General features: G+C 59.3%; 23 protein-coding genes. 6 read left to right on the forward strand and 17 right to left on the reverse strand.

The genetic code is table 11. The annotated features are described in order from the left end of the window. Nucleotides 1–39: 39 nt before the first annotated feature. Nucleotides 40–2,187, forward strand: coding sequence for a CDC48 family AAA ATPase (locus OOF89_RS00005; RefSeq protein ID WP_266077393.1), 2,148 nt, complete (start codon nucleotides 40–42; stop codon nucleotides 2,185–2,187). 32 nt (nucleotides 2,188–2,219) lie between these two features. On the opposite strand, the gene OOF89_RS00010 is transcribed toward OOF89_RS00005, so the two are convergent. Beyond that, on the reverse strand, nucleotides 2,220–4,115 hold the full coding sequence (locus OOF89_RS00010; RefSeq protein ID WP_266077395.1) for a glycosyl hydrolase family 28 protein: 1,896 nt from the start codon (nucleotides 4,113–4,115) through the stop codon (nucleotides 2,220–2,222). A gap of 126 nt (nucleotides 4,116–4,241) precedes the next feature. Between OOF89_RS00010 and OOF89_RS00015 the strand changes: the two genes are divergently transcribed. After that, a complete protein-coding gene (locus tag OOF89_RS00015) occupies nucleotides 4,242–4,442 on the forward strand; it encodes a hypothetical protein (RefSeq protein ID WP_266077397.1) in 201 nt (66 codons plus the stop codon). 138 nt (nucleotides 4,443–4,580) lie between these two features. After that, nucleotides 4,581–5,258, forward strand: a complete 678-nt coding sequence (locus OOF89_RS24520; protein ID WP_303657563.1) for a YjcZ family sporulation protein — start codon at nucleotides 4,581–4,583, stop codon at nucleotides 5,256–5,258. A 59-nt stretch (nucleotides 5,259–5,317) separates the two neighbouring features. On the opposite strand, the gene OOF89_RS00025 is transcribed toward OOF89_RS24520, so the two are convergent. The 9 genes from OOF89_RS00025 to OOF89_RS00065 all read right to left on the reverse strand — a co-directional run bounded on the left by OOF89_RS00025 (nucleotide 5,318) and on the right by OOF89_RS00065 (nucleotide 18,131). Beyond that, nucleotides 5,318–6,355 (reverse strand): hypothetical protein, encoded by a 1,038-nt coding sequence (locus tag OOF89_RS00025; RefSeq protein WP_266077398.1) that lies wholly within the window; start codon nucleotides 6,353–6,355, stop codon nucleotides 5,318–5,320. Nucleotides 6,356–6,403: 48 nt separating this feature from the next. Then, nucleotides 6,404–7,903 carry an HTTM domain-containing protein gene (locus OOF89_RS00030; RefSeq protein ID WP_266077399.1) on the reverse strand — a complete coding sequence of 500 codons (1,500 nt, stop codon included), beginning with the start codon at nucleotides 7,901–7,903 and terminating at the stop codon, nucleotides 6,404–6,406. Between the two features lie 55 nt (nucleotides 7,904–7,958). Further along, on the reverse strand, nucleotides 7,959–8,603 hold the full coding sequence (locus OOF89_RS00035; protein WP_266077400.1) for a pyroglutamyl-peptidase I family protein: 645 nt from the start codon (nucleotides 8,601–8,603) through the stop codon (nucleotides 7,959–7,961). A gap of 73 nt (nucleotides 8,604–8,676) precedes the next feature. Then, nucleotides 8,677–9,729 carry a Na/Pi cotransporter family protein gene (locus OOF89_RS00040; RefSeq protein WP_266077402.1) on the reverse strand — a complete coding sequence of 351 codons (1,053 nt, stop codon included), beginning with the start codon at nucleotides 9,727–9,729 and terminating at the stop codon, nucleotides 8,677–8,679. Between the two features lie 165 nt (nucleotides 9,730–9,894). Further along, nucleotides 9,895–12,732 (reverse strand): DEAD/DEAH box helicase, encoded by a 2,838-nt coding sequence (locus OOF89_RS00045; RefSeq protein ID WP_266077404.1) that lies wholly within the window; start codon nucleotides 12,730–12,732, stop codon nucleotides 9,895–9,897. 331 nt (nucleotides 12,733–13,063) lie between these two features. Continuing rightward, the gene (locus OOF89_RS00050) at nucleotides 13,064–13,804 is read right to left on the reverse strand and encodes a metallophosphoesterase (RefSeq protein ID WP_266077406.1); all 741 of its coding nucleotides are present in this window, start codon (nucleotides 13,802–13,804) and stop codon (nucleotides 13,064–13,066) included. Beyond that, on the reverse strand, nucleotides 13,804–15,468 hold the full coding sequence (locus OOF89_RS00055) for a hypothetical protein (RefSeq protein ID WP_266077408.1): 1,665 nt from the start codon (nucleotides 15,466–15,468) through the stop codon (nucleotides 13,804–13,806). The genes OOF89_RS00050 and OOF89_RS00055 overlap by 1 nt, the downstream gene beginning before the upstream one ends. Next, nucleotides 15,465–16,736 (reverse strand): Single-stranded DNA binding protein, encoded by a 1,272-nt coding sequence (locus tag OOF89_RS00060; protein ID WP_266077410.1) that lies wholly within the window; start codon nucleotides 16,734–16,736, stop codon nucleotides 15,465–15,467. The genes OOF89_RS00055 and OOF89_RS00060 overlap by 4 nt, the downstream gene beginning before the upstream one ends. Before the next feature lie 24 nt (nucleotides 16,737–16,760). Further along, a complete protein-coding gene (locus tag OOF89_RS00065; protein ID WP_266077412.1) occupies nucleotides 16,761–18,131 on the reverse strand; it encodes an arylsulfotransferase family protein in 1,371 nt (456 codons plus the stop codon). Between the two features lie 82 nt (nucleotides 18,132–18,213). On the opposite strand from OOF89_RS00065, the gene OOF89_RS00070 reads away from it, so the two are divergent. Continuing rightward, a complete protein-coding gene (locus tag OOF89_RS00070) occupies nucleotides 18,214–18,861 on the forward strand; it encodes a 2,5-diamino-6-(ribosylamino)-4(3H)-pyrimidinone 5'-phosphate reductase (protein WP_266077414.1) in 648 nt (215 codons plus the stop codon). 273 nt (nucleotides 18,862–19,134) lie between these two features. On the opposite strand, the gene asd is transcribed toward OOF89_RS00070, so the two are convergent. From asd to OOF89_RS00095, 5 genes are all read right to left on the reverse strand, one after another. Beyond that, entirely contained in the window at nucleotides 19,135–20,169 is a 1,035-nt protein-coding gene (asd, locus tag OOF89_RS00075; RefSeq protein ID WP_266077416.1) for an aspartate-semialdehyde dehydrogenase, read from the reverse strand. Between the two features lie 67 nt (nucleotides 20,170–20,236). Next, nucleotides 20,237–20,413, reverse strand: coding sequence for a 30S ribosomal protein S17e (locus OOF89_RS00080; protein ID WP_266077417.1), 177 nt, complete (start codon nucleotides 20,411–20,413; stop codon nucleotides 20,237–20,239). A 96-nt stretch (nucleotides 20,414–20,509) separates the two neighbouring features. Continuing rightward, nucleotides 20,510–20,788, reverse strand: coding sequence for an acylphosphatase (locus OOF89_RS00085; protein WP_266077418.1), 279 nt, complete (start codon nucleotides 20,786–20,788; stop codon nucleotides 20,510–20,512). A 268-nt stretch (nucleotides 20,789–21,056) separates the two neighbouring features. Further along, a complete protein-coding gene (locus OOF89_RS00090; RefSeq protein WP_266077419.1) occupies nucleotides 21,057–21,938 on the reverse strand; it encodes a DNA-3-methyladenine glycosylase family protein in 882 nt (293 codons plus the stop codon). A 68-nt stretch (nucleotides 21,939–22,006) separates the two neighbouring features. Next, entirely contained in the window at nucleotides 22,007–23,044 is a 1,038-nt protein-coding gene (locus tag OOF89_RS00095) for a dipeptidase (protein WP_266077420.1), read from the reverse strand. 105 nt (nucleotides 23,045–23,149) lie between these two features. On the opposite strand from OOF89_RS00095, the gene OOF89_RS00100 reads away from it, so the two are divergent. Next, entirely contained in the window at nucleotides 23,150–23,602 is a 453-nt protein-coding gene (locus OOF89_RS00100; protein ID WP_266077422.1) for a DUF555 domain-containing protein, read from the forward strand. A 497-nt stretch (nucleotides 23,603–24,099) separates the two neighbouring features. Further along, a complete protein-coding gene (locus OOF89_RS00105; protein WP_266077424.1) occupies nucleotides 24,100–24,309 on the forward strand; it encodes a ribbon-helix-helix domain-containing protein in 210 nt (69 codons plus the stop codon). Here the strand turns inward: OOF89_RS00105 and OOF89_RS00110 are convergent. Both OOF89_RS00110 and OOF89_RS00115 read right to left on the reverse strand, forming a co-directional pair. After that, nucleotides 24,301–24,711, reverse strand: a complete 411-nt coding sequence (locus tag OOF89_RS00110) for a hypothetical protein (RefSeq protein ID WP_266077426.1) — start codon at nucleotides 24,709–24,711, stop codon at nucleotides 24,301–24,303. The genes OOF89_RS00105 and OOF89_RS00110 overlap by 9 nt on opposite strands. Before the next feature lie 344 nt (nucleotides 24,712–25,055). Next, the gene (locus tag OOF89_RS00115) at nucleotides 25,056–25,730 is read right to left on the reverse strand and encodes a hypothetical protein (protein WP_266077428.1); all 675 of its coding nucleotides are present in this window, start codon (nucleotides 25,728–25,730) and stop codon (nucleotides 25,056–25,058) included. Nucleotides 25,731–25,786: the final 56 nt, after the last annotated feature.

Genomic DNA, 25,786 nt, shown 5'->3' on the forward strand with positions numbered 1-25,786 from the left:
CGGGAAACCCTGAAGACAATCGGGCGACGAGTAAGCAATATGACTGAAAAGCCGACGATTTCCCTCACCGTTCGTGGCGCCGAAAAGCGCGACGGTGGGCGGGGTATCGCTCGTATCCCGGATACGGCGCGACAGCAACTCGGTGTTCTCAGTGGCGACACTATCGCCCTCGATGGAACCCAAACGACCGTCGTCAAGGTGTGGCCCGCCGCGAGTACGGTCCCGGAGGATTCGATACAGATCGACGCCGAGACCCGAGCGAACGCTGGTGTCAAAATCGGCGACACCCTGTCGGTTCGCCCGATAACGGTTTCAGATGCCGATTCGATAACCGTCGTACCGAAGGCTAACTTCTCGCTGGACGATGTGAAGACACTGGAATCCGCGACGAAGCGAGAACTGTTGGACCGCCCCGTGAGCGCCGGTGAGCGTGCCCGAATCGAGCGATTAGGTGATGCAGGTCTGTTCGTCGTCTCGAAGACCGATCCCGGCGGAACCGTCCGGGTAACGAACGAGACTGACGTGACGGTCTCCCTGTCGAAACTCGCGGATTCCGTGACACAGTCGACCTCCAACGAAACGACTGACACAACCGAGGTGACCGGTGCAACCTACGAAGATATCGGCGGAATGGACGAGGAACTTCGCCGCGTTCGGGAGATGGTCGAACTTCCCCTCTCGAACCCCGCGCTGTTTCGCCGACTGGGTATCGACCCACCGAAGGGCGTACTCCTATATGGCCCACCCGGAACCGGGAAGACGCTTATCGCGAAAGCAGTCGCAAACGAGGTCAATGCCCATTTCGTCTCCGTTTCCGGTCCGGAAGTGATGAGCAAATACAAGGGTGAGAGCGAGGAACGTCTCCGCGAAATCTTCGACGAGGCGAGTGAAAACGCGCCATCCATCATCTTCTTCGACGAGGTGGACAGCCTCGGCGGAAAGCGAGACGACGAGAGCGATATGGAAAACCGACTCGTCGCTCAGATGCTCTCGTTGATGGACGGCCTCGAATCTCGAGGAGAAGTCGTCGTCATCGGGGCGACGAACCGCGTCGATGCGATCGACCCCGCCCTTCGGCGCGGCGGTCGATTCGACCGCGAGATCGAAATCGGTGCACCGGACGAGGGCGGCCGACACGAAATCCTCGAAGTACACACCCGCGGCATGCCGCTCACGGACGACGTATCCATCGACCGACTCGCGGCGACGACCCACGGCTTCGTCGGGGCGGACCTCCACGCACTCGTCACGGAGGCCGCGATGGCCGCCCTTCGACGAGCACGGGATGCGGGTTCGGACGACGAGGAACTCCTCTCCGTCGAAGTTACCCGCAGCGATTTCAACACCGCACTGGCGAGCGTCGAACCGTCCGCAATGCGCGAATTCGTCGCCGAAGCACCCGACATCTCGTTCGAGGACGTGGGGGGATTGGACGACGCGAAACAAACCCTCATCGAAGCTGTGGAGTGGCCGCTCTCCTACGCTAATCTCTTCGAAGCGACGAGGACGGAACCGCCGAGCGGTGTCTTGTTGTACGGCCCACCCGGAACCGGAAAGACGCTCCTCGCACGGGCGTTGGCGGGGCAGAGTGACGTGAACTTCGTCTCGGTGGCGGGACCGGAACTGCTCGATAGATACGTCGGCGAAAGTGAAAAGTCAGTTCGTGAGGTGTTCGACCGGGCCAGACAGGCATCCCCTGCGATCATCTTCTTCGACGAGATCGACGCGCTTGCCACCCAACGCGGCGAATCCCACGAGGTGACGGAGCGCGTCGTCTCCCAGTTGCTGACCGAACTGGATGGACTGACCGAAAACCCGAATCTCATCGTCCTCGCGGCGACGAACCGTCGGGATGCGATCGATCCGGCGCTCTTACGACCTGGACGGATCGAATCACATATCGAGGTTCCAGCGCCCGACGAAGCAGGCCGACGAAAAATACTCGACGTGCATGCGGCCGACAAGCCGCTCTCCGACGATGTAGATTTGGATGCACTCGCCGAGGAACTGGATGGCTACACGGGGGCGGATTTGGAAGCGCTCGTCCGGAACGCTTCGATGCGGGCTATCCGCGAGGCAGCGGAGAAATGGAGTCCGGAAGAGGCAAACGAACGGGCGGACGAAATCGTCATCGAACGGCGCCATTTCGACGTCGCGCGGGAGTTCGTTCGACCGACGTTCGAGTAGGAACTCGTCGGTGGTTGCTCACCGCCTCCTGCCTACGTGAACAGGTTGTGTCCCACCGTCTTTTGCGGTCCTGCGAGGACCGTATTCGTGCTCCCGTTCCCGTGTCCTTCGTTGCCCGTCATGACCCAGTAGTTCGACGTGCCGGTGGAGTATACCGGCCGACCGGCCAGCCCCGATAGAGCACAACCGCTGACCGTGACATAGTCAGTGTCTATCCCCGTGATTCCATTGCCGTCAACGTTCCGGACGACTGCTTCTAGTCGCGCGTTCGTTACGTCTTCGAGAAGAATACCGTTCGTCCCACCGCCGTCCCCATCTACGATTCCGGAGACGGCTACGATATCGACCGATGAGAGGCGAATCCCCGACTGGCGTTGGTCGTACACCGTCGCATCGAGTCGAATGTCGCTGCCGCCACCGTCCACGTTGATACCGTGGTTTCCGACGTCGTCTGCCTGAACGTCTAGCCTTGCAGTTTGAATGGGGATTACCGACAGGAAACCGTCACCGCCCACGTCAGCGACTCTGGCATCGATCATGATATTGTCGGAGATATCGTTCGGTTGGCCGCTTCCGTCGATTCGAATCCCCGCATCGTTGAACGAGGTGACGTTTGCATCGACGGTTACGTCCGAGACCGATTCGAGGAGGATTCCCGTCGTCCCTACTCCTCGTCCGTCGTAGGTTCCACGAACATCGACTTCGTTGTATCCGGCCACCCGACAGCCGGTCGCCGCTTGACCGACCGTTCCGTCGTGTGTTCCATCGACGCGAACGGCGGCGTTTTGGCCGCCACCGGCGAGGTTGATCATATGATTCGCGGATTCCGCCACCTGTATGTTCGCTTTGATGTTGTTGCACGTCGCTCCCACGTACACGCCGTCCATTCCGACGTCGGTAATGAGTCCCCTGATAACGACATCATCGACTGAGTTTCCCGTATTTCCGTCGTCTACGATGGTAACACCGTGCCCGTAAGTATCGTAGACCTGACAGTCGATAACGGCGGTTTCGATGGCTGCGACTGGGTCGGCGTCGTACTCCGTGTGGAGTTTGACACCGTTCGCGTGTACTGGCGAACTCACCGTTCCGCCTCGAACGTTGACGTGTTTCGTCACGGCAGTTCGCGCACCGACTGCGATCGCATCATCACCCGACCTGATGTCGGGATTGACCAACAGAACGGATTCCGAATCGAAGGCGTGGAATCCATCGAGTCCGGCGGCATCCGATGGATTCGAAATCGTTTCCGGATGGGTTCGCTGGGTGTAATCGCTCGCGAGAATACCCATCCACTGCCGAGCGCGAACCGAGAAATTCGTGTTATCGACGACAGTGAGACCGTCGATGAAGAGGAAATCGGTTCCGTCGTTCGTGAGAATGATTTCGTCGTGCTTTTCGGCCGGGAAGTTCTGTCCTGCCCTGTTGCCATCGACGATCCCTCCCTCTATCCAGACGTTTGCGGACGCCGTTAGGTCGAGCATCGTCGCATTCATTCCGTCCCCTCGGCGAATCGTATGTGGCCTGCATATCAACCACAGTTCGTCGGTCACTGTCGCTTCGACAGTCGAGGTGAGCGTGATGTCGTCGCAAACGACCACGATACCTCCCGAAGGAAGTGCGTTTTCGAGTTCCGACTCGGTCGAAACGTACTGGACGCAGTTGACCGAGTTCGCTTCCACCGACGCGAGCTCCGCGTCCGCGAGTTCCCAGTCCGAACCGGTACCCTGGTAAACCGCGCCCGTGTCGGTCGCGCGAAATTCGGCCCGTTCGTAGGGGTGGTATTCACTTCGATTCTCCTCGCGGTCCCGTACCGGAAGGAGTCGGTCTATCGTTTCGACGTTTCTGTTCCAGCGCTCTCTGAGGCTGTTCTTCGCTTCGCCACTCGGAAACCGTCGCAAGTCGTGATTTCGTGTCGTATTCTCCATCGCAATATTATTATGGCCTTCGTTTATGTAAAATATAGCCCCAAGGTGGAAGTGTCGAACTACACCTCATGAGCATGAAGACACATCGTCCGTGTCGTCACCACTCCTTCGCAGTTCTCTGTCTTATTGGTAACCGTTGTTCACACGGTCATCGTCACTGGCGGCGGCGTCGAAGACGTCTACGGTCCGACCGTCTCACATTTGTGGGACGGCAGACAGACGGTCGATACCATAAAAACGACATTATCGAGTTGGGTGTCGCCCGAAAATGACGACTCCGTGGATCCGTTCCACCGTGGACCGTTCATGCTGTCGGATGAGCAGTAGAACCACTACTTCTCTCGAGGAGTGCACGTACTGCAGTACGCGGTTCTTGTCGCCATCGACTGCTGACGTGGCGTTTTGTCCTTCCGTTCAGGAGGCGAGTAACTAAACGACCGCTTGTGGTTCGATCGTATACAACCGATGTCCGACGAAAATACTTCGACGACCGATGAGAACGGTATCCCGTTCCAAGCAACACGGCGCACTCTCGTTCAGCTCCTCGGTTCGGCAATCGCTACCGGGGCGATTGCCGGGTCTGTCGCCGGTGACGGTGACGTCTCCGAGATGAAGCGCACGAATGCCGGTTACGAAGACGGACGGAACGGTGCTTTCGATTGGACCGGCCTCTCGTTTACCGACGACGAGTTCCATCTCGAATGGTTGCAGTTCACGCCAACAGTCGATGGCGAGACGGAGGAGATGCTCATCTGTGAGGGTTTTGCGGCTACTGTCGAGAGCGACGCTGTGACCGACATGGGCGTCGATTACATCGACATCCACGAGGACCTCGAGGAACTCATTCTCGAACTCGTCGGCCATCTCGCGGCCGGGAACGCCTCCAGTGAATTCGACACCGCCCCGAACGTGATGGCCGAATATCTCGACCACATCGATACTCGACACTTCGAGCACGTTCGAACGGCTATGGAAAACGACGGTGTTGCGGGTACGTTGGAACACCGTATCAACAATGGTGCAAGCGGGGATTACTCCGGTGGAGGGTTCGTCCTGATCTTGGTCCTTTTCATTCTACTCGTCATCATCGGTGCGGGTTTTGGAGTCGGAACCGGTCGCCCTTCCGACGAAGATTGCCGATAGCGCGGGTCGATACTGCGTATCCGGCCTCCGTCTTCGATAGCCGGACCTCGGTACGTCGATCAGGGTTGCCAATAGATATCCGTCGCTCGATGGCGCTCGTCGTATGCCGCTAATCCGTCGCCGGGAAGGAATTCCCCGAGGGAGAAGTCATCGTACAGTGTCGAATTTCTATAATCGACAAACGTCATCGGAACGACGACAGCATCGTTTTCGCGGACGATACTGGCGACGCCCACGTACACGTGTCCGTGGCGGTCGTCAACCACTTTCGCGCCTACAATCGGTGGGCGTTGGCGATGCGCCGGAACCGCATGCAATGCCTCAATTGCACGCCACGTAAAATCCCAGCAGAGCATCCCGTTCGTCTCCCCCGATTCGAGTGCGGCAAAGGTGGTCGGGGATTCGAAATGGTGGCGGAGGTCGGCCACGTCGAAAATGATGTTGTCCTCGATAGACCCGGCAACGTATCGCGGAGTATTGTAGTACGTGTGCCTCCGAAACCCCTCAACCAACCCTTCGAGGACTGCTTTTGGGTCGGTCGGCGAGGCGTTCGCGAAGGATTCGATGGTCGCAGATGAAACGTCCGAAAACTGATTGCTACGCATCGCCTGCACCGTAAACGGTCGGGTGTTCGTATTTTGTAACCGGTCAAAAAACGGTTCGTACTGCGAGAACTCGAACCGAATATCGTCGGCATCGATAGCCGAGAGGTCCCTGACGAGTTGCTCTACGGGGCTGCCAACCAACCCAAGATCGGAGTCTACTGCGGCGGCTTCATCCGTCGACGAGAACCGTGACAGGGTACGTACGATTTCGTTCGTTTCTCCGTCGTAGACACGAATTTCGTCGTCGTGGAACTGAAGGCGATTTCCCGAGACGACCGTTGTGAACCGTGATGGCTCGAACCGCTTGCGTGCTTCGGCGCCCGGATTCTGTTCACGGAGGTTCGTTCCGGTGAGGGGACCAAATCCGAGAACGACGTTGTCGATCGCTTTCCCGGTGGCGATTGCTGTCGCTCCACCACCGAGCCCGAACAACAACTGGCGGCGGCTGAACTCGCCGACTTCGAAATCAAACGGTGTCCGTGGCCAATCCACGGTCGAATGAGATTGACGGGAGGTATAAGTTTTCTATTGTCTCAGCAGTTATTCGATAGTGTCTCCGGAAATGCACGAATACTGCACGAGTTCGATTCGGTTCGTCGGTTCAGGACCATGGAGTCGCGTCGGCTGCTCGACGTAATAGACCGAAAGCTCGGTCAGTTCATCCTCGTGGTTGCTGTTCCAGCGATTGCAGACGTGCTCCGCGAACGAGGGACGGAGTCCTTCGTATCCATCCCGTTGGAGGTCGAGGAGATACACCAGCCATCGATGGCTGGGGAACCCCTGGGCAACGTCCGGTGGCTGACGCCACCGGATTGTCCGTTGATGAAACGCATCGGTTCGTTTTCCGGATTCGAGTCGGCCCGGAACGACATACCAACCGTCCGTTGTTCGAGGTTCGGGAGCGAACATGCTCCAACGATGTTCACCCGGATCAACGGCCGATTTCACTTCAGGAGGCGTCTCGACGTACCCCAACGTTGCAGCATTCCAGACGAGAACGAACACGATGAGACCGGCCAGCACGATCGGGACGGTTCGGGCGGTCAACTGGGTGATTTGTCTCGGGATTTCGAACGGACGAAACGCGGGGAGCATATCGACCCGGCCTCGAATGCGAGCAGTGTCGAAGTCATCGGTGACTTGGTCGGCAACACCCATCGTCGAGTCCCAGACGATGCCCGGAAGAAATGGTATGAGAGCGGTGATAGAAACCAGCGGAAAGGGACCGAGGCGCATGGTGAGAAGCATTCCAAGATGCATTCCGATGAACAGCGAGGCGAATACGGCCCGTGACCACCCTGTCAGGAGCAACAATAACACTGAAGATGCGACGAGCATGAGCCAGATCGTGTCGAATAGCTCAAGGAGTGCAGGAAATCGAGCGAAGAAGTCACCGAGAAACACGGTGAGATGGTCGAGGCTGAACACGTACTGAACGGCGACCCCGCGCACCCAAAGATCCCCGCGGAGTTTGAACAGGGCGTTTACGGTGTAGATGACCACGACCTGCAACAGCAAGCCTGCGGACGCGAGGCTCACAACTCGATTCTGCCGTTTGTCGTCGTGAAGTGCATCGACGGATAAACGGCCACCCAATGGAAGAAAGACTCCCCACAGCAGCAGTCGTCGAAGCAGGGAATCCCCGGCGTTCAGGAGGACGGGGTTACGGGCGTGGAGTGATACCAGCAACACCAACGAAATCGCGGTTGCGAATCTGGTACGGTAGCCGACGAGCACCAATACGGCGAAGATCCCAGCGACGACGAACATCAATCCCTGAAACCACGCAGCACCGGAGAGCGTGTGAATCGAAAGCTGGGAGAAATTGGGGAACTGCTCTCGGAGTATCGACCGCGGCAGCACGCCTGAATCGGTGTAGAAGGCGACGAGGTCACGTGAGCGAAGTAGCAAATCCGAAAGGAGGACGAGACCGAGCGAAATCCTGAAGACGGCCAGCGCTCGCATATCGATTCCGACTCGATGGGCGAGCGCAGTCTGGCCACGGGCGCGTACCCTCGCCAGCAACGTACACAAGTCCATGGCCGGTCATTTTGACGAGCCAGGATAAGTCTTCTATCTTTCACCCGAATCGACGTCACTCGTCCCTGAGTGTCACCTCGAACGTCCGTCGAATCGCTTCGGCTTGCATCGCCAGCGACAGACTCGGTTTCACCGATGCTCCACTGGTTCCGTTTCCGACACGCGCCTGTTCGGCGGCCATGCCGGGCGTACAGGGGAGGTGGACGAATCCCATGGGGGCGGTGTTCGCCTTGTCTTCCAGATACGCCCGCGTCGAGTAGAGAACGTTGTTGCAGAGGTGGGTTCCGGCGCTGTTCGAAACGTGGGCCGGAATTCCGCGTTCGAGCAGTTCCTCGACCACCGAAACGACGGGAAGCGTAGCGAAGTATCCCGCTCGATCGTCGGGTCGAATGCGCTCGTTTCGCGGTTCGACGTTCGCATTGTCGGGCGTACTCCCGCAATCGTTGACGTTGATACCGACGCGCTCGACGCTGATACCTGCGCGTCCCGCCGCGAGACCGGTTGCGACGATTGCGGTCGGGTCGTGAGTTTCGATGAGGTTCCGCATTTCCTCCGCGGTCCTGTCGAACTCGACCGGAAGAACGTGGCCGATAATTTCGTGTCCTGCGATTTCCTCGCCGTCGATTTCGCAGGCAACCATCGCGCTCGGGTTTTCGTTGTGGTCACCGAACGGTTCGTACCCCGTCACGAGGAGTGTCATGGGAACTCGTTTTCGGGAAGATGGCTTAGTTGGTCGGCTTCCGGAAGCGTACGTGTTTGAACTGCAGTACAAATCAGAGGAAGACGAGCAAAAGCGGTAGTATCAGGAGCGACAGGAGAAATCCGACAACGTAGCCATCGCTTTCGATAACTCCGTCCTGTAGCGTATCGACGAATCGACTGTACGTGGGGAAGAGTAGCAAACACAGCACCGTCACCACCAGGCCGGTTGCCAACAGCAAGACCACGATTAGAGCACCGATAGATGTATTCAGAGCGATGGCAATGATGAGCGTATCGACCAACGTTCCGATGTTTGCCCCGAGGATGTACGGGACGATTTCATTTCGGTTGATGTGGCCGCGGTTGTAGAGCGGAACGACTACGCCGAGGGAGAACGCGACGCTCGTCGTGAGACTGGTGACGACGAGACCGAGGCCGAACGACGTCCATTTGTCACTCAATCGGGAGAGGTATCGGGCTCGGAGCTTCCGTTTGTTTACGCGCTTGAGGATTCGGTCGAACGATCGCATGCTCAGCAGGAGGGCAGCGATTGCGATGACGAATGCCGCACCCGAACCGACCGATTCGAGTATCCCACCGGTAAGTATCGAAAGTACAGCCGGTGTTCGCAGTCCCGCCGGGAAGATGCTTTCATCGATCGACGTCGCTGGAAACGCCACCGAAATCAGAACGTATCCAAGCGCCATCGCGGGCAGATATACTGAATGGGTGAGGAGGAAGGTGAGCAGACCTAAACGGACGGACTCGCGAAGCGACCCAACCTCCTCGTTGATGTAATCGAATGCACCGATGAAAACGATGATCGCAGCACTTCCGAGTCGAGAACCGACGATCATCAGAAACAACTGGGTGGGAGTGATGAGATTTGAATCGAACAACGAGAGTGCGAGTGCGGCGACGATAGTCCCACTTGCCACCATATACGCTGCGAGCCAACTGATGCCGAGGGCGGGCACGTTGCCGACGATAACTCGTTGAAAGCTCCGCCGGAGAAGGGGCGAAAGCGCGTGGGTTGTATCCCCTAGCAGCCGTACTGCGAACAGGAACAGACCGATAGTCACGATGATTTTGACCGAAATCAACACGGATGGTCGCTTGGTCAACCGATCGTGAATGGAATCCCAACTAATGCCCACCCACCGAACTGAAATACGGCGTAAATCAGCTAAAGGATTGTCCCCGGACTAAGCTGACGCTCGTTTGTTCCTCGAATCGCCCCCCTTGCTGTGAAGATGTGGAAGTACCCATCGACGGACCGTACGTGAAACCTAATCCCAGAAGGCCTGCGTTCGAGCGTACTGGCGCTCCTTCGAGAGAATATCCCGATAGAAATCGTCCTCGTCCTCGCGCAACTTCGCGATGATTCTGGCGGCATTCTGCGGGCCGACACCCCTCGCCGCGAGTGCGATGATTGCCCGCTTTCCGTGGCTCTGAACGAGATTCGCGGATTTGTAGGCTCGTCTCGTCATCTTCTCTTGCTCGTCGTCCTTGTCGTCCGCTCGGACTGCTTTGAGCACTTCGTCGGCCCACGGATTGAGGGCGGCGATTCGCGTGGAACCGCAGTGAATGCATTTCGGCTGGTCGTCGATTTTCTTCACCGTCGTCTTTCGTCGCCAGTCCTGACAGTGCAGACAGAACAGCAACATCTCGTCGTTTCGGATTCGTTCCCTGACCGTTTCGATGACGCTGGCGTCGGCGTTTTCCGGCGCGAGCAGCTCTCGCCCGGACGAACGCCCGCCACTTCCGACCGGAGTTCGTCCCCCCGTGGTGACCACTTCGATGTCGCCCGCGTGGATTTGCCGAAGAACGTCCTCCGCTCGTTCGACATCGAGATCGTCGTGGAACACTTCACGGACCGCTTCGTCGTAGATCGGGGTGTCTTCCAGCGCACTCAGCAACCGCCCCATCGAGAACCGGCCCTGTCCCTCCCAACGATTCAGCGACCCGAACTTCGCGGCCACCTGTGCGAGGGTGAACTTCAGCGTATCGGAGCGTTTGAGCGAGAGTTCGATGAGCGGACCGACGTGCTCGGGGTCGGTCTCTTCCAACACCTCGATGATTTCTCGACCGTCCAGTTTCGCCGGGACGTCCAACTCGATTCGATAGGGGTCGATCTCCATTCCGACCGACGATCCGGTCCGTTGGCCGACGAGCGACGAAAGCATGCGGCCGAGCGTTTCGTTCACCTTGTGGCCGAAACAGGCGTTGACGACGATTTTCCCGGCAGCGTGCTCCACCACGAGTCGGTCGCTCGTCGGGGTCTGATTCTCGGTTTCCGCCTGCCTGTCCGTCTGTTCGAGTGCGGATTCGGCGGTGTACTGGTCGGTGGGATATCGATTCGTGAACTCCTTTGCGACACCGTCGCGCGGTGCCCCCCGCTCGAACTGTGGCCCGGCAACCGCCCGCATCTCACCCACCTCCTGGGCCACATCGTATGGAACCGGAATCTCCTCACCGACCCACGACGGTACCTCACCACCGGGATCTTCGATGGGGGAGACGTTGACACGACTCTCTTCTTCGTCGATTTCGGCGATGCGCCACATCTCGCCGCGTTGGATGAACACCTCGCCCGGTTCCGCGAAGTTGACGACGAACCGCTCGTCAAGCGTCCCGATCTGTGACCCGCTGGCCATGTCGTACACCTCGAAGGTTTCCTCGTCGGGAATCATCGAGAGGTTTGCGTAGAAGTACTGCCACGTCTTCCCCGACTTCTCGATTTGGTCTTTTTCCTCGTTCAGCCATACCAATCGATTCCCCTTCAATTCCCGGACCACACCCTTGAACTCGTCTTCGACGAGGTCGCGAAACGGGTAGGCTCGGGTGACGATTTCGTACGCTCGCCGGGCATCGATTTCGCCGAAGTCCATCACCACGCCGACGATTTGGTTCGCGACCGTGTCGAGACTCGCATGGTGGATATGTGCCGGTTCGACCTCGCCTTCGACCGCACGTCGGGCGATTGCCATCGATTCGAGCGCGTCGTCGGGGTGCGAGGTAATGATGGTTCCCTCCGACACCTCGTCCATTCGGTGGCCCGCCCGTCCGACTCGTTGGAGGAGTCGGGCGACTTCACGTGGACTCTGATACTGGACGACGTGGTCGATTCGCCCCACGTCGATGCCGAGTTCCATGGAAGAGGTACAGAGGAGCGCGTCGATCTCGCCGGCCTTGAACCGGTCTTCCACGTCGATTCGGGCCTCCTTCGACAAGCTACCGTGATGAACGCCGATGTTCGCCCCGAGTTCCTTGAACCGGGACCCCAACGCCTCGGCGGTTTGACGCGTGTTGACGAAAATCAGCGTCGAATCGTGCTCGGTCACGATGTCACGAATCGCCCGGACGTGACTGGCGATGTCGGGGTTGGTCATCAGTTCGCGCGCCAACGCCTCGTCTTCGTCCCGAGTATCGGGTTCGCGAACGCGGAAATCGACCTTGCTCCCCACGTCTACCTCGATTATCTCACAGCCACGATTTCCGGTGAGGAATTTCCCGACCTCCGTCGGGTCGCCGACAGTCGCGGAGAGTCCGATTCGCTGGAACTCGCCCGACAGCTCGTGGAGTCGTTCTAACCCGATGGTCAGCTGTGCCCCACGCTTCGCACTGGCGAGTTCGTGCACCTCGTCCACGATGACGTGGTGAACGTCTTCCAGCGCCTTCCGGAGCTTTGACCCGGTCAGCATTGCCTGCAACGTTTCCGGCGTCGTCACCAGCACGTCCGGCGGGTCGTTCGCTTGCTTCTGACGCTGATAATCAGTGGTGTCGCCGTGGCGAACGTCGATGTCGATGTCGAGGGTCTCCCCCCACCACTCCAATCGTTCGCGCATGTCGCGGTTCAGCGCCCGAAGCGGCGTGATGTAGAGCGCGGAGATGCCGAACCGTGGCTCCGCCTGCGCTATGGAGTCGAACACCGGTAACATCGCCGTCTCGGTCTTGCCAGTTCCGGTCGGCGCGATGACGAGACCATGGTGTCCCTCGGCGAGTGGTGGAATCGCGCGCTTTTGCGGTTCGGTCGGGGTTTTGAACCCGCGTTCCGAGAGGGCCGACCGAACCTCGCTCCCGAGTCGCGCGAAGGCCGCAGAACCGGCGGCCTGCTGGTCGCTCATTCGTGATTTCCGGGTAGGGACTCGAACGAATTAAGCACGTTGCCCGTTACGCTCGACCCTCGATTTCGGTGAGTCGGTCGGTAGCGAAGGTTACCGTAAAAGATGTGTCCGACACTATCTTTGTGAATACGTCGCTAGCTATTGCCGACCACGATGAACCCGCACCCGCTACCGTATCGGAACTTCCACACATCCCCCTGACCGACTCTACGATTCGCTCGGCGGGAGACAAGCTTCACGGCGCTCGCTCTCCGCTGGTGTGTCTTCCGAAACACATAATCAACCGCACCGGAATCAACGACGGCATCACGACCCATCTCCGAACGACATCTCAAACGCTTCCGTAGCTACCCAGTCTGGTCCCATTCAGCAGATACGCCTCGCCGTCGACCAGCCCGTCGGGTAGAAACGGCGCGAGAAAACCCTGTCCCTCGACGTTTACCCACGTTCCGCCGGTCAGGTCGTTGAACGCGGGAAAGACGATTAACTCGCCATCCGCGGTCAAATCATCGCCCACGTGCGCTTCGAACGGTTCCGGGTTCAGTCCGCCACGCAACCAGACGCGTTCTACCCGACTGCCACCGACCGAATCCTTCAACCGAACGCATGGGTGTTCGTGGCCGACGCAGATTACATCCGCCGAGAGTACGTCCCGCGAGGGCCACGTGTGCCCGTGGACGAACCCCACGTTTCCGAATCGAGCGCCATCACCGGGTGTCACCTCGCACTGAATCCACGATTCGACCCCACCGTCGTGGTTGCCCTTCACTAGCGTCACCGGCACGTCGATGGACTCAAGCAGGACTTCGATTTCGCCACGCTCGGCACCGCCCGGTCCCGCGATGGACTGCATCAAATCGCCAAGAAAGACGACCCTGTCGGGGTGGGTGCGGTCTAACAGTGTGGCCATCGCATCGCGTCGTTCGCCCGCCCGACTGTCGAGGTTGATTCCCTGCTCGTACCGGAGGTGATCCTCGATTCCCGCGTGGTAGTCGGCGACGACGAGTGCTCGTTCGTCGCCGAGGTCGGCGGTCGCGGCGGGTTCGCCCGGAATCGGCTCGACCAGCGCCATCAGATCGGCTTCAGTGTGTCCTCGCCGGATTCATAACAGCGACCGGCCATGAGCGCGTCCTTCAGTGCGTCCTCGACAGCAGCAGGAGTCACGTCGTAGGAGTTCACCACCGCGGCCAGTAGTCGTTCGCGTTCCACGCCGTCGCCCTCGTTCAACTCCTTCATCTGCTCCATCACCGTGTTTTCGAGGTTTCCGGGCGCTTCCTTCTCCGAGACCGAGTCCGACGCATCGGATTCGGCTTCGGTGTCCGTCCGGGACGCGTCCTCGACTTCGGACTCCTCGATTTCGTTCGGTTCCGGCTCGGGTTCGGTTGCCTCCGTCTGTGCCGGTTGCCCTGCCTCGGCATCCGGCCCGGTCGCTTCCGCGGGTTCGGCGGCGGTGTTCGGTTCAGACTCGGTGTCCGGCTCGATTTCGGGGTCTGGCGTTTCGATGTCCGCTTCGCCCGGTGAATCGACTTCCGACCCGGTCGAGAACTCGGTGCCGTACTCCGCTTCGATTCGTTCGCGTTCTCCCTCCTCGAACTCGTACATTTCGCCGCTCACGTCTTCGCCCATCGGTTGCCTGTCGAAGTCGTCGAGTTCGTCCGATTCGTCCGCGGTCTGGGATGCACCCGAATCGAAATCCCCGAGATCGTCCGTCTGTTCGGGCTCCGACTCCTCCGTGTCGAAATCCTCCAGTTCGTCACCGGTGTCGAACGATTCGCTTGCGACGTCGGTTTCGGCCACGTCCGTTTCGTCCGACTCGGTTTCCGCTGTGGTCGGTTCGGCTGGTTCGTCTCCCTGATCCGGTTCACGGGCTTGTGCGGGGGGCGTGGTCGTGTCGGGGCCGGAGTCCGGAGCGGGTTCAGCTTCGGTCCGTGGTTCCGATTCGGTGTCTAACTCCCCGTCAGGTTCGGCGGCGGCTTCGGATTCGGCCGTTTCCGGCTCCGACCCGGCCGATTCGAGCGACACGTCGAAATCGATAACTGCTTCACCGGGTTCGTCCGGTTCTGCATCGAGCGGTCGCACTTCGTCCTCCTCGGCCGCGACGACGCGAGCGGCGTCGAGTGCCACGTCCTGCAATGCTGCGAGGTACGGCGTCGTCGTGTGGTAGTGTTCGAGCGCCAGCGGGACACCCGTTGCGAGTCCTTCATCGACGTCGTTGGCTCGGAGTACTCGTTGGAGATCGTCCCCTCGTTCGCTCGAATCCAACGCCTGTGCAAACGATTCCACGCGGGCGAGCGTCTGTTCCGCGGTTTGCACCGACCATCGGTCCCGGGTTTCGGCATCGACTGCGTTGATGCTCTCCGGTCGGATGGAGGTGTACACCAGATCGGAATCGTCCGGTTGGAACGTTCGGGCCTTGCCCGTCACGGCGACGAACATCGGCGGCGTCGCGCGTTCGAGGAACGCGAGTGCATCCGGTTGGTACTGGCCTGCGTACACGACGAATCCACCGGTCGGATCCACGATTCGAGCGCGGAGGACTTCGTCGCCGACCGTTTCGATTTCGGTCAGTACGCCGACGACGAACAGTCGGTTGATCCGCGCACCGGTCGGAGTAACGACGTAGTTCGGTGCGCGCTCCTCGTCGCTGTCGGAGTGTTCGAGCGACGAGTCGTTGTATTCCGCCGCGAAGACGCGCCACGCGACTTCCCGTCGGCCAGCATCACCCTGTGAACTCATGCGTCCACCTCCGTGAGGAGGGCTTTTGCACGGTCCACCGGGTCGTCCTCGGTTTCATCGAACTCGCTCGCTTCGAGGTTCGCACCGTAGTCGTCCACCGAGAGATTACCGCGAACGCGGTACTCGTGACCGACGATTTTCTCGCGGATGGAGTCCGCGACGACTTCCTGATCCATCGCATCGCGGGCCTGCTGGCGCGCCTTTTCCAGACCACCGCCGTACACGTCGGCCGTGAGTTCGTCGTCCAAAATCGCGGTGACGGTGCCGGTTCCGTCGTCCACGATCGCTTTCACCCGCAGGTCGTCCTCGCCGTCCACTTGGCCGTGGCTTCGGCACTGGCCCTTCTGGACGACGCGACCGCATTCCGGACACCGCTGGATGAGGCCGGACCCGTCGCGCACCGCGACGATGTTACCGATGACCTCCACGTCGAACGCACCGCCGGTGTCGACCGCTTCGCGAACGGATAGTCGTGTCGCGCTGTCCTTTACGTCTACGTCGCGGGCGAGCGGTTCGACGGTGGTAAACTCGGAGAAGTTGATGGAGGGGACACCCCGGAACTCGCGGACGTAGATGTTGTCAGCGCGGATGGTTGCGCCCTCCGTGAGTTCCTCGCGGGCTTCCCAGTCAGTGAAGGGGAGGCGGGCAGTCTCGTCGGCAACCACTCCGCTTTTGATCTCCGTCTCGCCGTCGCGCCCGTCGATGACTTTGTCCTCGGCTTCGAGGACGGTCAGTTCGAGCGACACACCCCTGTCGCCGGGGCGAACGTCGGCGAGCGACGCGTCGCCGCCGACATCGTACGGAACGTCGATGTCGGTCCCTTCTCGGACGACGTTGGTGCTTTCACCGAGGTTGAGCTCGGGGTTGCCTTCCCATTCTCGCACCCCCGCATTGCCCGCGGTGATGACTTCACCCGGCGAGAGGCTGAAATCGTTCCACGCGGTGTAGCTGATTTTCCCGGTCTCGTCGGCGAGTTCGCCCTCGAAAATCGTTTGCTCGTTGCCTTGGTACCGAATCGAGCGCTTTCCGACGGTGAGCACCTTCGCCGTCACGGTGACGTTGCCCATGTCGGTGGTTACGTCAGCGATGTCGGCGGAGGACGGTTCCGAACTTCCCGTGCTTCCGCCGCCGTACTTTCGGCGGAGGCTTTGTTTCGCTTCGTTGACTGGGACACTGTACTCGATGAGGTTCTGCAGGTCTGCTTTGACCTCCTCTTTGTCGACACCGAGGTCGGAGGCAAGCGCCTCGGCATGTTCGTCCACGTTCATCACTCGAAGTTCGGTCGGGATGGATTAAAAGTGTTCGTCGTCGTTCGTTTCTCGCGACACTCGAATCGGAACCTTCGTCTCGATACGGAGATTCAGGTGTTGGAGTTCGTAGACACCCCAAACGAGTAGCGTCAGAACTGCGAGGACCACCGCAACTAACTCCCCAAGTCCGGCCCACATCGGCAGGACGAACCAGAACCCGCTCACGGTTTTCTTCGAGAAGAGCGCGTGCGCCAATCGTTCGTAGATACCACGCTCACTAACCGTCGTGGTGGACGACCGAATTTCTGCTTGCGTCGCGCTCGGTCCCCTCGTGCTTTCGTCCCCCGTTTCCAGTCGTTCCACTTCGTACGGGGAGTAGAAGGGCAGTTCCCAGATCGCACGTCCTTGCCGGTTTACTTCCACAACACGGTTGCCGTTGGTATCGGCGACCAACGTATGGCCGTTCGGTAGGCGGTCGGCATCGCGCGTCCACACGGTGTCGGAATCGTTCCATTCCCAGGTCTGTTTCCACTCGCCGTCTTCTCGCTGGTACTCGACGACACGGTCGTTCAGCGAATCGGCGACGATGACGGCGGGGCCACCCCGTGATTCGGGGATGTAATCCGGGTTGTGCTGTTCGTACAGCACGCTGAAGTCGTCTTCCTGGCCGAGCGTCCACGACTCCATCATGCCGCTCTCGTTCAGGAAAACGACCTGGTCCTGATTACGAAGGCTGGCCATGTAGCGACCGTCCGGCAATCGTTCCACGTCGTTCAAATGCGCCCAATCGACGGGATACGGCCCACCCTCGGTGATGGGAAAGTCGTCCTGTGCGTCCCAGCGCCAGGACGTGATGTTCGTCGTGGTGTTGACGACGTACACTTGGTCTTGATGGATATCGCCGACGAGAAGGTGTTCATCGCCGATCCGGTCCACGTCGTGCCAGTTCGCGCCCCTGTCCTGTGGGATGACTCGTTCGAAAATCCGCGTCTTCTCTCCCGTCGTGAGATTCACCCGCTCGACGAACGAGAGGGTGCATTTCGCATCGCACGCGTTCGCCCGTGGCCCGGAAAGTGGCTTTTCCGCGACGTACTCGACCGTCATGGACTCGTTCGAAACCGGATCGACGTCGAAGTATCCGGTGTAATCGTCGTCGTGATATAGAACGGTTCCGTTTCGCCCAAATGCGGCGAGAACGGATTGGTCGCCGTTCATGCCGTGCCCCGCTACCACGGTGACACCCGACGTCGGTGGCGCGACTGCCTCTCGTTGGTCCTGTGGAACGTCAGATTGCTCGTGATATTCGTCGACCGCATCTCGGACGGGAGAGGTGGTGTACGCGTAGCCCACCGTCGCCGAACAGAGGAGGATGAGCGCGGCGAAGAACGCTCGATAAGCCTTCCGGGAAACCATTACCCGATTCGTTCGGGGCGAAGTGCATAAAGTTCCTGATAGCACCGAAAGCGGTTTTCACGGCGGGTGCCAATCCGCGAGCATGCATGTGGTCGTCAACGCCGCGATGAGCGCCGACGGAAAACTCTCCTCACGGCGACGCGAACAAGTCGCCATCAGCGGTCCGGACGACTTCGACCGGATGGACACCCTACGCGTCGAGAGTGACGCTATCGTCGTCGGTGTCGGGACAGTGCTCGCGGACGATCCGTCACTCACCGCCGACGGTGGGACGAATCCGCTCCGCGTCGTCGCGGATTCACGCGCTCGGACGCCGACCGACGCTCGGATACTGGACGACCGTGCGGACACCGTCGTTTTCGTGTCCGAAAGCGCGTCGGACGAGCGGATCGGAAAGCTCCGGGATGCGGGCGGGAAAGTCGTCGTCGCGGGCGACGAACGCGTTTCGCTCGAAACGGCCTTCTCGGACCTCGAATCGCGCGGCGTCGAACAGGTGATGGTCGAAGGGGGCGGCGAACTCATTTTTTCGCTGTTCGCCGACGGACTGGTGGACGAACTGCGTCTGTACGTCGGGTCACTGATTATCGGCGGCCGTGACGCTCCCACGTTGGCTGATGGTGAGGGATTCGTCGCGCGCGGGGAGTTCCCGCCCCTCGAACTGACGACTGTCGAACGAATCGACGACGGCGTACTGCTCCGCTATTCGGTATCGTCGTTCGAAAAATCGTGATGACGACTTCCTGCTACGCTCCGGATCCTCCCAACTCGCGATGGCTGTTCGTCGTTCGAGTTTCCGATCGTTGCTGAATCGGACTGCTGGTCAGAAGTCGGTATCGACCCGGACGTCGTTGTCGCTACGAACGTGAAAGGCGATCCCCTGCACCGAAGTGGGGACGAGGACCGTGAGTATTCGTTTCATTCCGTGTATCCGGAAAACGCAGGTAGAACGAGCAACTCCGTGGCAGTAAATGGATCCTCTATCGTGCGGTCATTTATGCCGGCCTCAGACCCATCCTTCACGGACGAGGAGTTCCCCGTTCAGGAGGCTCGCTCCGGCGGCACCGCGAATCGTGTTGTGGGCGAGACAGTTGTACTGGAGTCCACTCGGCGTGTCTTGTAATCCGCCGACTGCGATTTGCATGCCCCCACCGAGAGTGCGGTCGAGTCGGGGTTGCGGGCGGTCGGGGTTGTCGAACACTTCGATGAGTGGGTCCGGAGCGCTGGGGAGGTCGAGCGTCGGCGCGTCGCTGAACGCTTCGCGTGCATCGTCGATGTCGATGTGTTCGGCCGTCTCAGCCCAGACGTTCTCCAAGTGGCCATCGAGCGTCGGTACTCGGTTACAGGACGCCGACACGTTTACTTCGTGGTGGTCGATTTCGCTTCCGTCGAACGTGCCGAGGAGTTTTCGCGGTTCGGCCTCCATCTTCGACTCCTCGCCCCCGATATGCGGGATGACGTTATCGATGATCTCCATCGAAGTCACGCCGTCGTAGCCCGCGCCGGAGACCGCTTGCAGAGTCGAGACGTGTACCGTTTCCAACCCGAACCGGTCGAGGGCCGCGAGGGTTGGCACCATCGTGATGGTCGAGCAGTTCGGGTTCTTCACGAGTGCGCCGTCCCAACCTCGCTCGTCCTGTTGAACCTCGAGAAGGTCCAGATGTTCGCCGTTGACTTCGGGAATGACGAGGGGAACGTCGTCCGCCATCCGGGAGTTCGAGGAGTTCGAGGAGACGACGTACCCCGCCTCGGTGAACTGTGGTTCGACGACCTCTGCGACGCCCGAGGGAAGCGAAGAGAAGAGCAGGTCAACGTCGTCCGACACCGCTTGCGGGTCGGTCGCGCGGACTTCGATGTCGCCGACCCAGTCCGGAATCGGCGAATCGACGCGCCACTTCGCGGCCTCGCGGTAGGATTTGCCCGCGCTCTCGTCGCTCGCCGTGATCGTTACCAGTTCGAAATCGGGATGGCCGTCCAGGAGTTGAATGAATCGCTGCCCAACTGCCCCGGTGCCACCGAGGATTCCAACGTTGACACTCATATGAAGATGGGTTGCAAGAGGATTCGCAAGTAGCTTTCGACGGCGTCGGTGCTTGCCGCGGAAACGATTATTCTTTCTTACGGGTGACGTAGCCAGCGATTCGGTTACGGACGCCCTTCGAGTCGATGTCGGTCAGTTTCTCGACGCTATCTTTGTTCTGGTCGAAGTCCTTCGTGAATGCGGTCGGGTATCGCTCCAACAGGATGGTTCCCGTCTTCTTGACGTAGTCGGGTTTGATTGCCATGTCGAACTGTTGCCGGTTGCGGGTCTTAAAAGCATTCGTTCGCACTCGCCGAGCGTGAATAGCCATTGTAGCCGGTTGCGTCCGGCGTACCGAAATCTACCGGCGGATTCGGAAGCCGTCTTCACCCTTTGGGTCGCCGTATTCGACTTCCACGCCGTCCACATTCGCGGCCGGACTTCCCGTGTGACACCAGTCCACCATCTCGTCGACCGCCTCCTCGGAACCTTCGAAAACGGCCTCGACGCGGCCATCCGAGAGATTCTGCACCCAGCCATCGACATCCAATTCTCGCGCCGTGTCGCGGGTGTTCGCTCGATAGTAGACGCCCTGTACGTTTCCGGAAACGAAGACGTGTGCGCGGGTTCGGTCGGTCATGTGAGACGGTTCTTCGTCACGCGACAAAATCGATGGGGCCGACGTCATCGACGAGGTCAGTCACTCGTTCGCACTTGGCTCGTCGGTCGGATGCTTGACCGCGGTTCGAACTTCGCTTTTCGTGAGTCCGAGTTCGTCGTAGACGAAGGTTCGAAGCGCGTCGATGCTAACCAAGAACGGCGACGATACGGCCGGTACCGATCCCGAAGAACCCCGCGGCCATATCCTACCGCTAGACGATATGTGAATATACCATTCGACGGGCAGGTTAGCTCCGCAAATAGTGGAACACGTACGTCTGTGCGTATCCGGCGTACTCGTTTCCGAACTGCTCCCGAATCGCCCGCGAGGTTTTCGTGTACGACCCCTGCTCGCAGTGGGGATACCGTTCTTCGATCGCGCTTTGAATCCACGTGTCGAGTGGCACCGCTTCGAGGTAGCCGAGCGAAAAGAGTAGAACACAGTCGGCTACTTTGTCGCCGACGCCGACGAACACTTGCATGGCGTCGCGAGCATCCTCGTACTTCATCCCTCGAACGTCCGTCGCCGAGGCCTCACCGGATGCGACGAGTTGCGCGGTCTTTCGGACGTATGGCGCGCGATAGCCGAGGTTGAGGTCACGCAGGTCGTCTTCGGTGGCAGTCGCCAGCTGTTCGGGTGTCGGGAACTGGTGGTACGTCTTTCCGTCGAAATCGATCGTGTCACCGAACTCACGGGCGAGCGCTGTCTGCATGCCGTAGATCCGACTCACGCGCATCTGCGCCGAGCAGATGAACGAGACGAGACACGGAAAGAACGGGTCGCGGACGATTCGCATTCCACGGTACTCCTCGCAAGCCGACTCGACCAGCGGATCGGCAGGAGTTCGATTCACGATGGCGTCCAAATCGTCGTCGAGACGGAGCAGGTCGAACAGCAGCGGTTCGGCGTCGGCAGTCGCTTTCCATTCGATTTGGCCATCCCGTTGGCGCGCGCGAACGACGTCGCCATCCACGACGGTGTAGTACCACGCATCGCCGCCGTAGGCGTGGGTCGTTTCGTACATTCGCCCGTCCTCGCGCCGCCAGAGGTAGCTCTGTCCGCTTTCGACGGTCGATTGCAGGTCGAACCCACCCGAAAGGTCGGCGACGGGTATCGAACCGGTTTCCATTAGCCGGTGATTGGAGCGCGAGGGAGCAAGTCTTTCGATTCGCGGATTGGGGATTCGACGGTTCCACTTCACCACGTTTCCGCGAGTACGCGCCGCCAGTTTCCGCGGGTTATTTTCTCGATAGCTTCGTCGCCAAATCCACGCTCCCGAAGGCCGTTTACTATCACCCGGAGACCGGTTACGTCGCCAACTGCATCCGGAATCCTCGCGCCATCGAAATCCGAGCCGAACACAACGTGTTCGATTCCCACGAAATCCGACACGTACTCGATGTGGTCAACGATGGTTTCGGCGGTGATTTCGGCGTCCGGGTCAGGGTCGTCGGCCAATCCCGGCTCGTGGAACGTGATTCCCACGACGCCACCGGATTCGGCCACGGTGACCAACTGTTCGTCGGTTAGGTTCCGGGAGTGTGGACACAGTTCGTGAACGCCGGAATGGGAGACGACGAGTGGTGTATCGGTCAACTCGGCGACGTCCCAGAACCCTTGCTCGGTCATGTGTGCACAATCGACCACGATCCCGCGGTCTTCACATGCTTGGACGAGGTCACGTCCCGCGCCCGTGAGTCCGGAACCGGTATCCGGGTTCCCTGGATAGCGCGATTGAACGCCGTCACCGAAGGCGTTCGGACGACTCCACACAGGGCCGATGGAACGAACTCCTGCCGAATACAGAAAGTCGAGATTGGCGAGATCCGGTGCGACACCAGCCGCGCCTTCGAGATGTGGAATCGCGCCGAGGATGTCCGACTCGAGACAGACATCGAGGTCGGACAGCGTCCGAATCACGCGAAAGCCATCGACCTCGTGTGCGAGTCGGGAGAGCAGTTCGAGCGTTCGATACGTGACCGCTCGTGCGTCATCGTGGGAGACGGCATTCGGAAGGGGATGTTCGTACCCGTCTGCCGTCGAAATGGGGTCATGTTCCTCACTGCTCAGGACGAACACCGCAAAAAATCCGGCAGCGAGTCCCGCTTCGTGGGCGGATGGAAGATCGATGTGGATGTCTTCACATCCGTCGGTAAACGCGGCTAGTGGGTTTTCCGTCTCCAGCAACCGTAAGAGAGTATCGTTGTGGCCGTCGATAATCGACGCGTCGATCATTGCAGGGGATGTGTCCGAAAACGACATAAGTGCTTTCGATATGTGTCAAAATTCCTATATAGGGCGAAAATTCATACTACTGGCTGTGTAACTGTCTTTGGGATCATGAACTGCAGAGTTGTCGTCGAAGCCGCGATCCCGGTGTACGACGTTTCGACGCCGGATGAAGCGGTGCGGATCGCCATCTCGAAAACTGGCGAGTTGCTGAACCCGGATCTGAACTACGTCGAGATCAACATGGGCGAACGGACCTCGCCATCCGGTGAGGAACTCCCTCCGGCGTTCATCGCCGCGGACGAGGCGCTCGTGGCGTTGGAACTGGAGATGACCGTGTTCAACGTCGAGCGTGAGGAACACGCTTCACGCATCGCTCGCAAGGAAATCGGCCAACGACTGGAAAACATTCCGCTCACCGTCCTCGATGTCAAAGTGCTCGAAGACGAGGACGACGGGGAGGAAGAATCGGAGGCCGAAAAAAGCGAGTCCGACGAGGGAAACGATGAGGATTCGACCGAAGAGGACGACGTATTGCCGGAGTTCGAAGACCTCGTCGAATAATCGCGTCGGTTCGCGTTGATACACCGGGTCATCGTCAGGATCGGGGTTGCGTGCGCTCCAAAGAGATTTGTAGGTCAGGTTCGAGTCAGGTTTTTGTGAAGATGAGCTCGTGTGTTCCGAGAACGACAGCGTGAACGCTCCGACTCAGGAAACAGAGCCAGGCACCGATAGTACCCTTCCCTCCAGAGCCGAGGGACGTTCGATTTTCGGTGGTTCTCATTCGATCAGGCCATCCCCGACTGGCCGTGTTTCGGGCGCAATACGTCTTTTCGAACGCGATAGCAAACGGATTCAACCACTCGATGGACGACCACTCAGCATTCGTCCGTCAGTTGCTTCACCCGTGGCTTCCCCCGAGAAGTGTCAAACGGGACTGCCACATTCTCGTATCATGATCGTGTCCCGCCGCCACGTCCGTTTTATTTTTTGACACTGTCTGGAGTTTGAAACCGCGAGAGGTCATAAACGATAACCCGGATGACAACCAACGAGTGAGTATGACGGATTATACGACGGTTTCCATCCCGAAGGACCTAGCCGACCGTATCGAGGAGACTATCGAGGGGACGAGTTTTTCCAGTACCAGTGACCTCGTCCGATTCCTCTTGCGGAGTATCGTCATCCAACACCAGCGACAGGGGCGATTGACGGAGTCCGAATTCACCGAGATCACCGATCAGCTACGTGAGTTGGGGTATCTAGAGTAGTTCTGCGGGAGGTTCCGCATCGACAACGATCAACTCCTGTTTTCGACCCGCCCTGTCGAATGCTGCGAGCATATCCGTCGTCCACGGTGGTACCGCGATCAGCATGATTTCGTGCAGCTTGTCCGTTCGTGCGACTTCGAGACGGCCTTGTGGATGCGAGATGAATCGACCTTGTGTCTGTCCGGCAGGAATGGAAAGGTCCATCCCGAAGACAGCACTGACCGCCCCGCCCGTGTTCGGTGGATAAAAGTGCGTAAACACGGGTGTTTCCGAAGGGAGTTCCTCTTCGCCACGCAACTTTCCTGCGGATGTCACCGCGAGCGAAACGGTTACCATCTCCGGTTCGGCATCCGACGCCAGTTCGAGGAGTGCATCCCTCAATCCACGAGTAACGAAGACCACACCTCCCTTTCGTGTCGGGGTAAAATAACATCATCGAATTAATGACATTCCTCTGACACACAATCTGTGACAAATACTGTACAAACTCCGATAAACCAACTGGACCCGTCGGGAGGAATATTTCTTAGTCTATTATAGAATTATCGAATTTTATGATGGTTGTATACGATCTCACCACCTACCTCGAAGGGTATTCCACAATGATCGGCGTGCTGTCCACTATCGTTTCCATACTGTCACAGACGGGCAATGTAATACGGGCGTTGTAACAGGCGTGTGGGGCAGTGGCACGACGATTTCGATCGATTATAAAACGGTATCGAGTATTTGTAACATTCACGCAACTAGAGCGGTGAGAGGCGACGAACTGTCGAAGCTAACAACGAAGGGTACCGTCGGCGGGAACCATCGAGGGTGTCGGCGAGCGTTACTGCGGCGTCGTCGAACACACCTGCTCCGTGACCGACGAGGATTCGTTCGGGCGTCAGTCCACGGAGTTCGTTCGGTGGCAGGAGTCGAACCATCGGATGGACACCAAGTCGTTCGCGACCTGTCCGGAAGTATTCGGCAGTGCCGACGGATTCGGGAACGACGAGCGTTCCGGTCGTCTCGTCGTACAGTCCTGCCTCCTGCCACGCCGGGTTGTCGAACAGTTTGAGCACTCGAAAGTCGGTGTCGGCGAGGGTTCGTTCGAATCGCCGAACCGGAATCCCGCTCACGCTCCGTCGCACCCACGTCGGCAGATAGAGCGGTACTTCGTGTCTGCGGGCGATCTCCTCCGCATCGCGCATATGCCGGTCGAGAAGGACAACCACGCCGGCAACGTCGCCGAAATCGGCAAGCAAATCGTCGAGTTCCGATGCATCCACCGGGTCGATTATCCAGAGGTCGCCATCGTGAACGAGGGCATGACTCGCCCGTTGCATCGTCTCGTCCGGATGCGCCATCCACCCGACACCACCGTCCCATCTGTCGATTTCACGGAATCCCTCCGAAGTGTGGGTTTCTTTGAGCGGCATACCCAACTGTAGCGCCGCGCGAGGCTTAAATCGACGGGGCGATACGTTTGGCAGGG

Origin of the sequence: Haladaptatus caseinilyticus (assembly GCF_026248685.1) — an archaeon.
Lineage (GTDB): Archaea > Halobacteriota > Halobacteria > Halobacteriales > Haladaptataceae > Haladaptatus > Haladaptatus caseinilyticus.

Excerpts from the sequence above, each read along its gene's own strand:
- OOF89_RS00095 (WP_266077420.1), bottom strand. The coding sequence starts at position 23,044 with ATGATCGACGCGTCGATTATCGACGGCCACAACGATACTCTCTTACGG.
- OOF89_RS00090 (WP_266077419.1), bottom strand. The coding sequence starts at position 21,938 with ATGGAAACCGGTTCGATACCCGTCGCCGACCTTTCGGGTGGGTTCGAC.
- OOF89_RS00010 (WP_266077395.1), bottom strand. The coding sequence starts at position 4,115 with ATGGAGAATACGACACGAAATCACGACTTGCGACGGTTTCCGAGTGGC.
- OOF89_RS00055 (WP_266077408.1), bottom strand. The coding sequence starts at position 15,468 with ATGAGTTCACAGGGTGATGCTGGCCGACGGGAAGTCGCGTGGCGCGTC.
- OOF89_RS00050 (WP_266077406.1), bottom strand. The coding sequence starts at position 13,804 with ATGGCGCTGGTCGAGCCGATTCCGGGCGAACCCGCCGCGACCGCCGAC.
- OOF89_RS00005 (WP_266077393.1), top strand. The coding sequence starts at position 40 with ATGACTGAAAAGCCGACGATTTCCCTCACCGTTCGTGGCGCCGAAAAG.
- OOF89_RS00085 (WP_266077418.1), bottom strand. The coding sequence starts at position 20,788 with ATGACCGACCGAACCCGCGCACACGTCTTCGTTTCCGGAAACGTACAG.
- OOF89_RS00060 (WP_266077410.1), bottom strand. The coding sequence starts at position 16,736 with ATGAACGTGGACGAACATGCCGAGGCGCTTGCCTCCGACCTCGGTGTC.
- OOF89_RS00030 (WP_266077399.1), bottom strand. The coding sequence starts at position 7,903 with ATGGACTTGTGTACGTTGCTGGCGAGGGTACGCGCCCGTGGCCAGACT.
- OOF89_RS24520 (WP_303657563.1), top strand. The coding sequence starts at position 4,581 with ATGTCCGACGAAAATACTTCGACGACCGATGAGAACGGTATCCCGTTC.
- OOF89_RS00045 (WP_266077404.1), bottom strand. The coding sequence starts at position 12,732 with ATGAGCGACCAGCAGGCCGCCGGTTCTGCGGCCTTCGCGCGACTCGGG.
- OOF89_RS00080 (WP_266077417.1), bottom strand. The coding sequence starts at position 20,413 with ATGGCAATCAAACCCGACTACGTCAAGAAGACGGGAACCATCCTGTTG.
- OOF89_RS00070 (WP_266077414.1), top strand. The coding sequence starts at position 18,214 with ATGCATGTGGTCGTCAACGCCGCGATGAGCGCCGACGGAAAACTCTCC.
- OOF89_RS00105 (WP_266077424.1), top strand. The coding sequence starts at position 24,100 with ATGACGGATTATACGACGGTTTCCATCCCGAAGGACCTAGCCGACCGT.
- OOF89_RS00035 (WP_266077400.1), bottom strand. The coding sequence starts at position 8,603 with ATGACACTCCTCGTGACGGGGTACGAACCGTTCGGTGACCACAACGAA.
- OOF89_RS00065 (WP_266077412.1), bottom strand. The coding sequence starts at position 18,131 with ATGGTTTCCCGGAAGGCTTATCGAGCGTTCTTCGCCGCGCTCATCCTC.
- asd (WP_266077416.1), bottom strand. The coding sequence starts at position 20,169 with ATGAGTGTCAACGTTGGAATCCTCGGTGGCACCGGGGCAGTTGGGCAG.
- OOF89_RS00115 (WP_266077428.1), bottom strand. The coding sequence starts at position 25,730 with ATGCCGCTCAAAGAAACCCACACTTCGGAGGGATTCCGTGAAATCGAC.
- OOF89_RS00100 (WP_266077422.1), top strand. The coding sequence starts at position 23,150 with ATGAACTGCAGAGTTGTCGTCGAAGCCGCGATCCCGGTGTACGACGTT.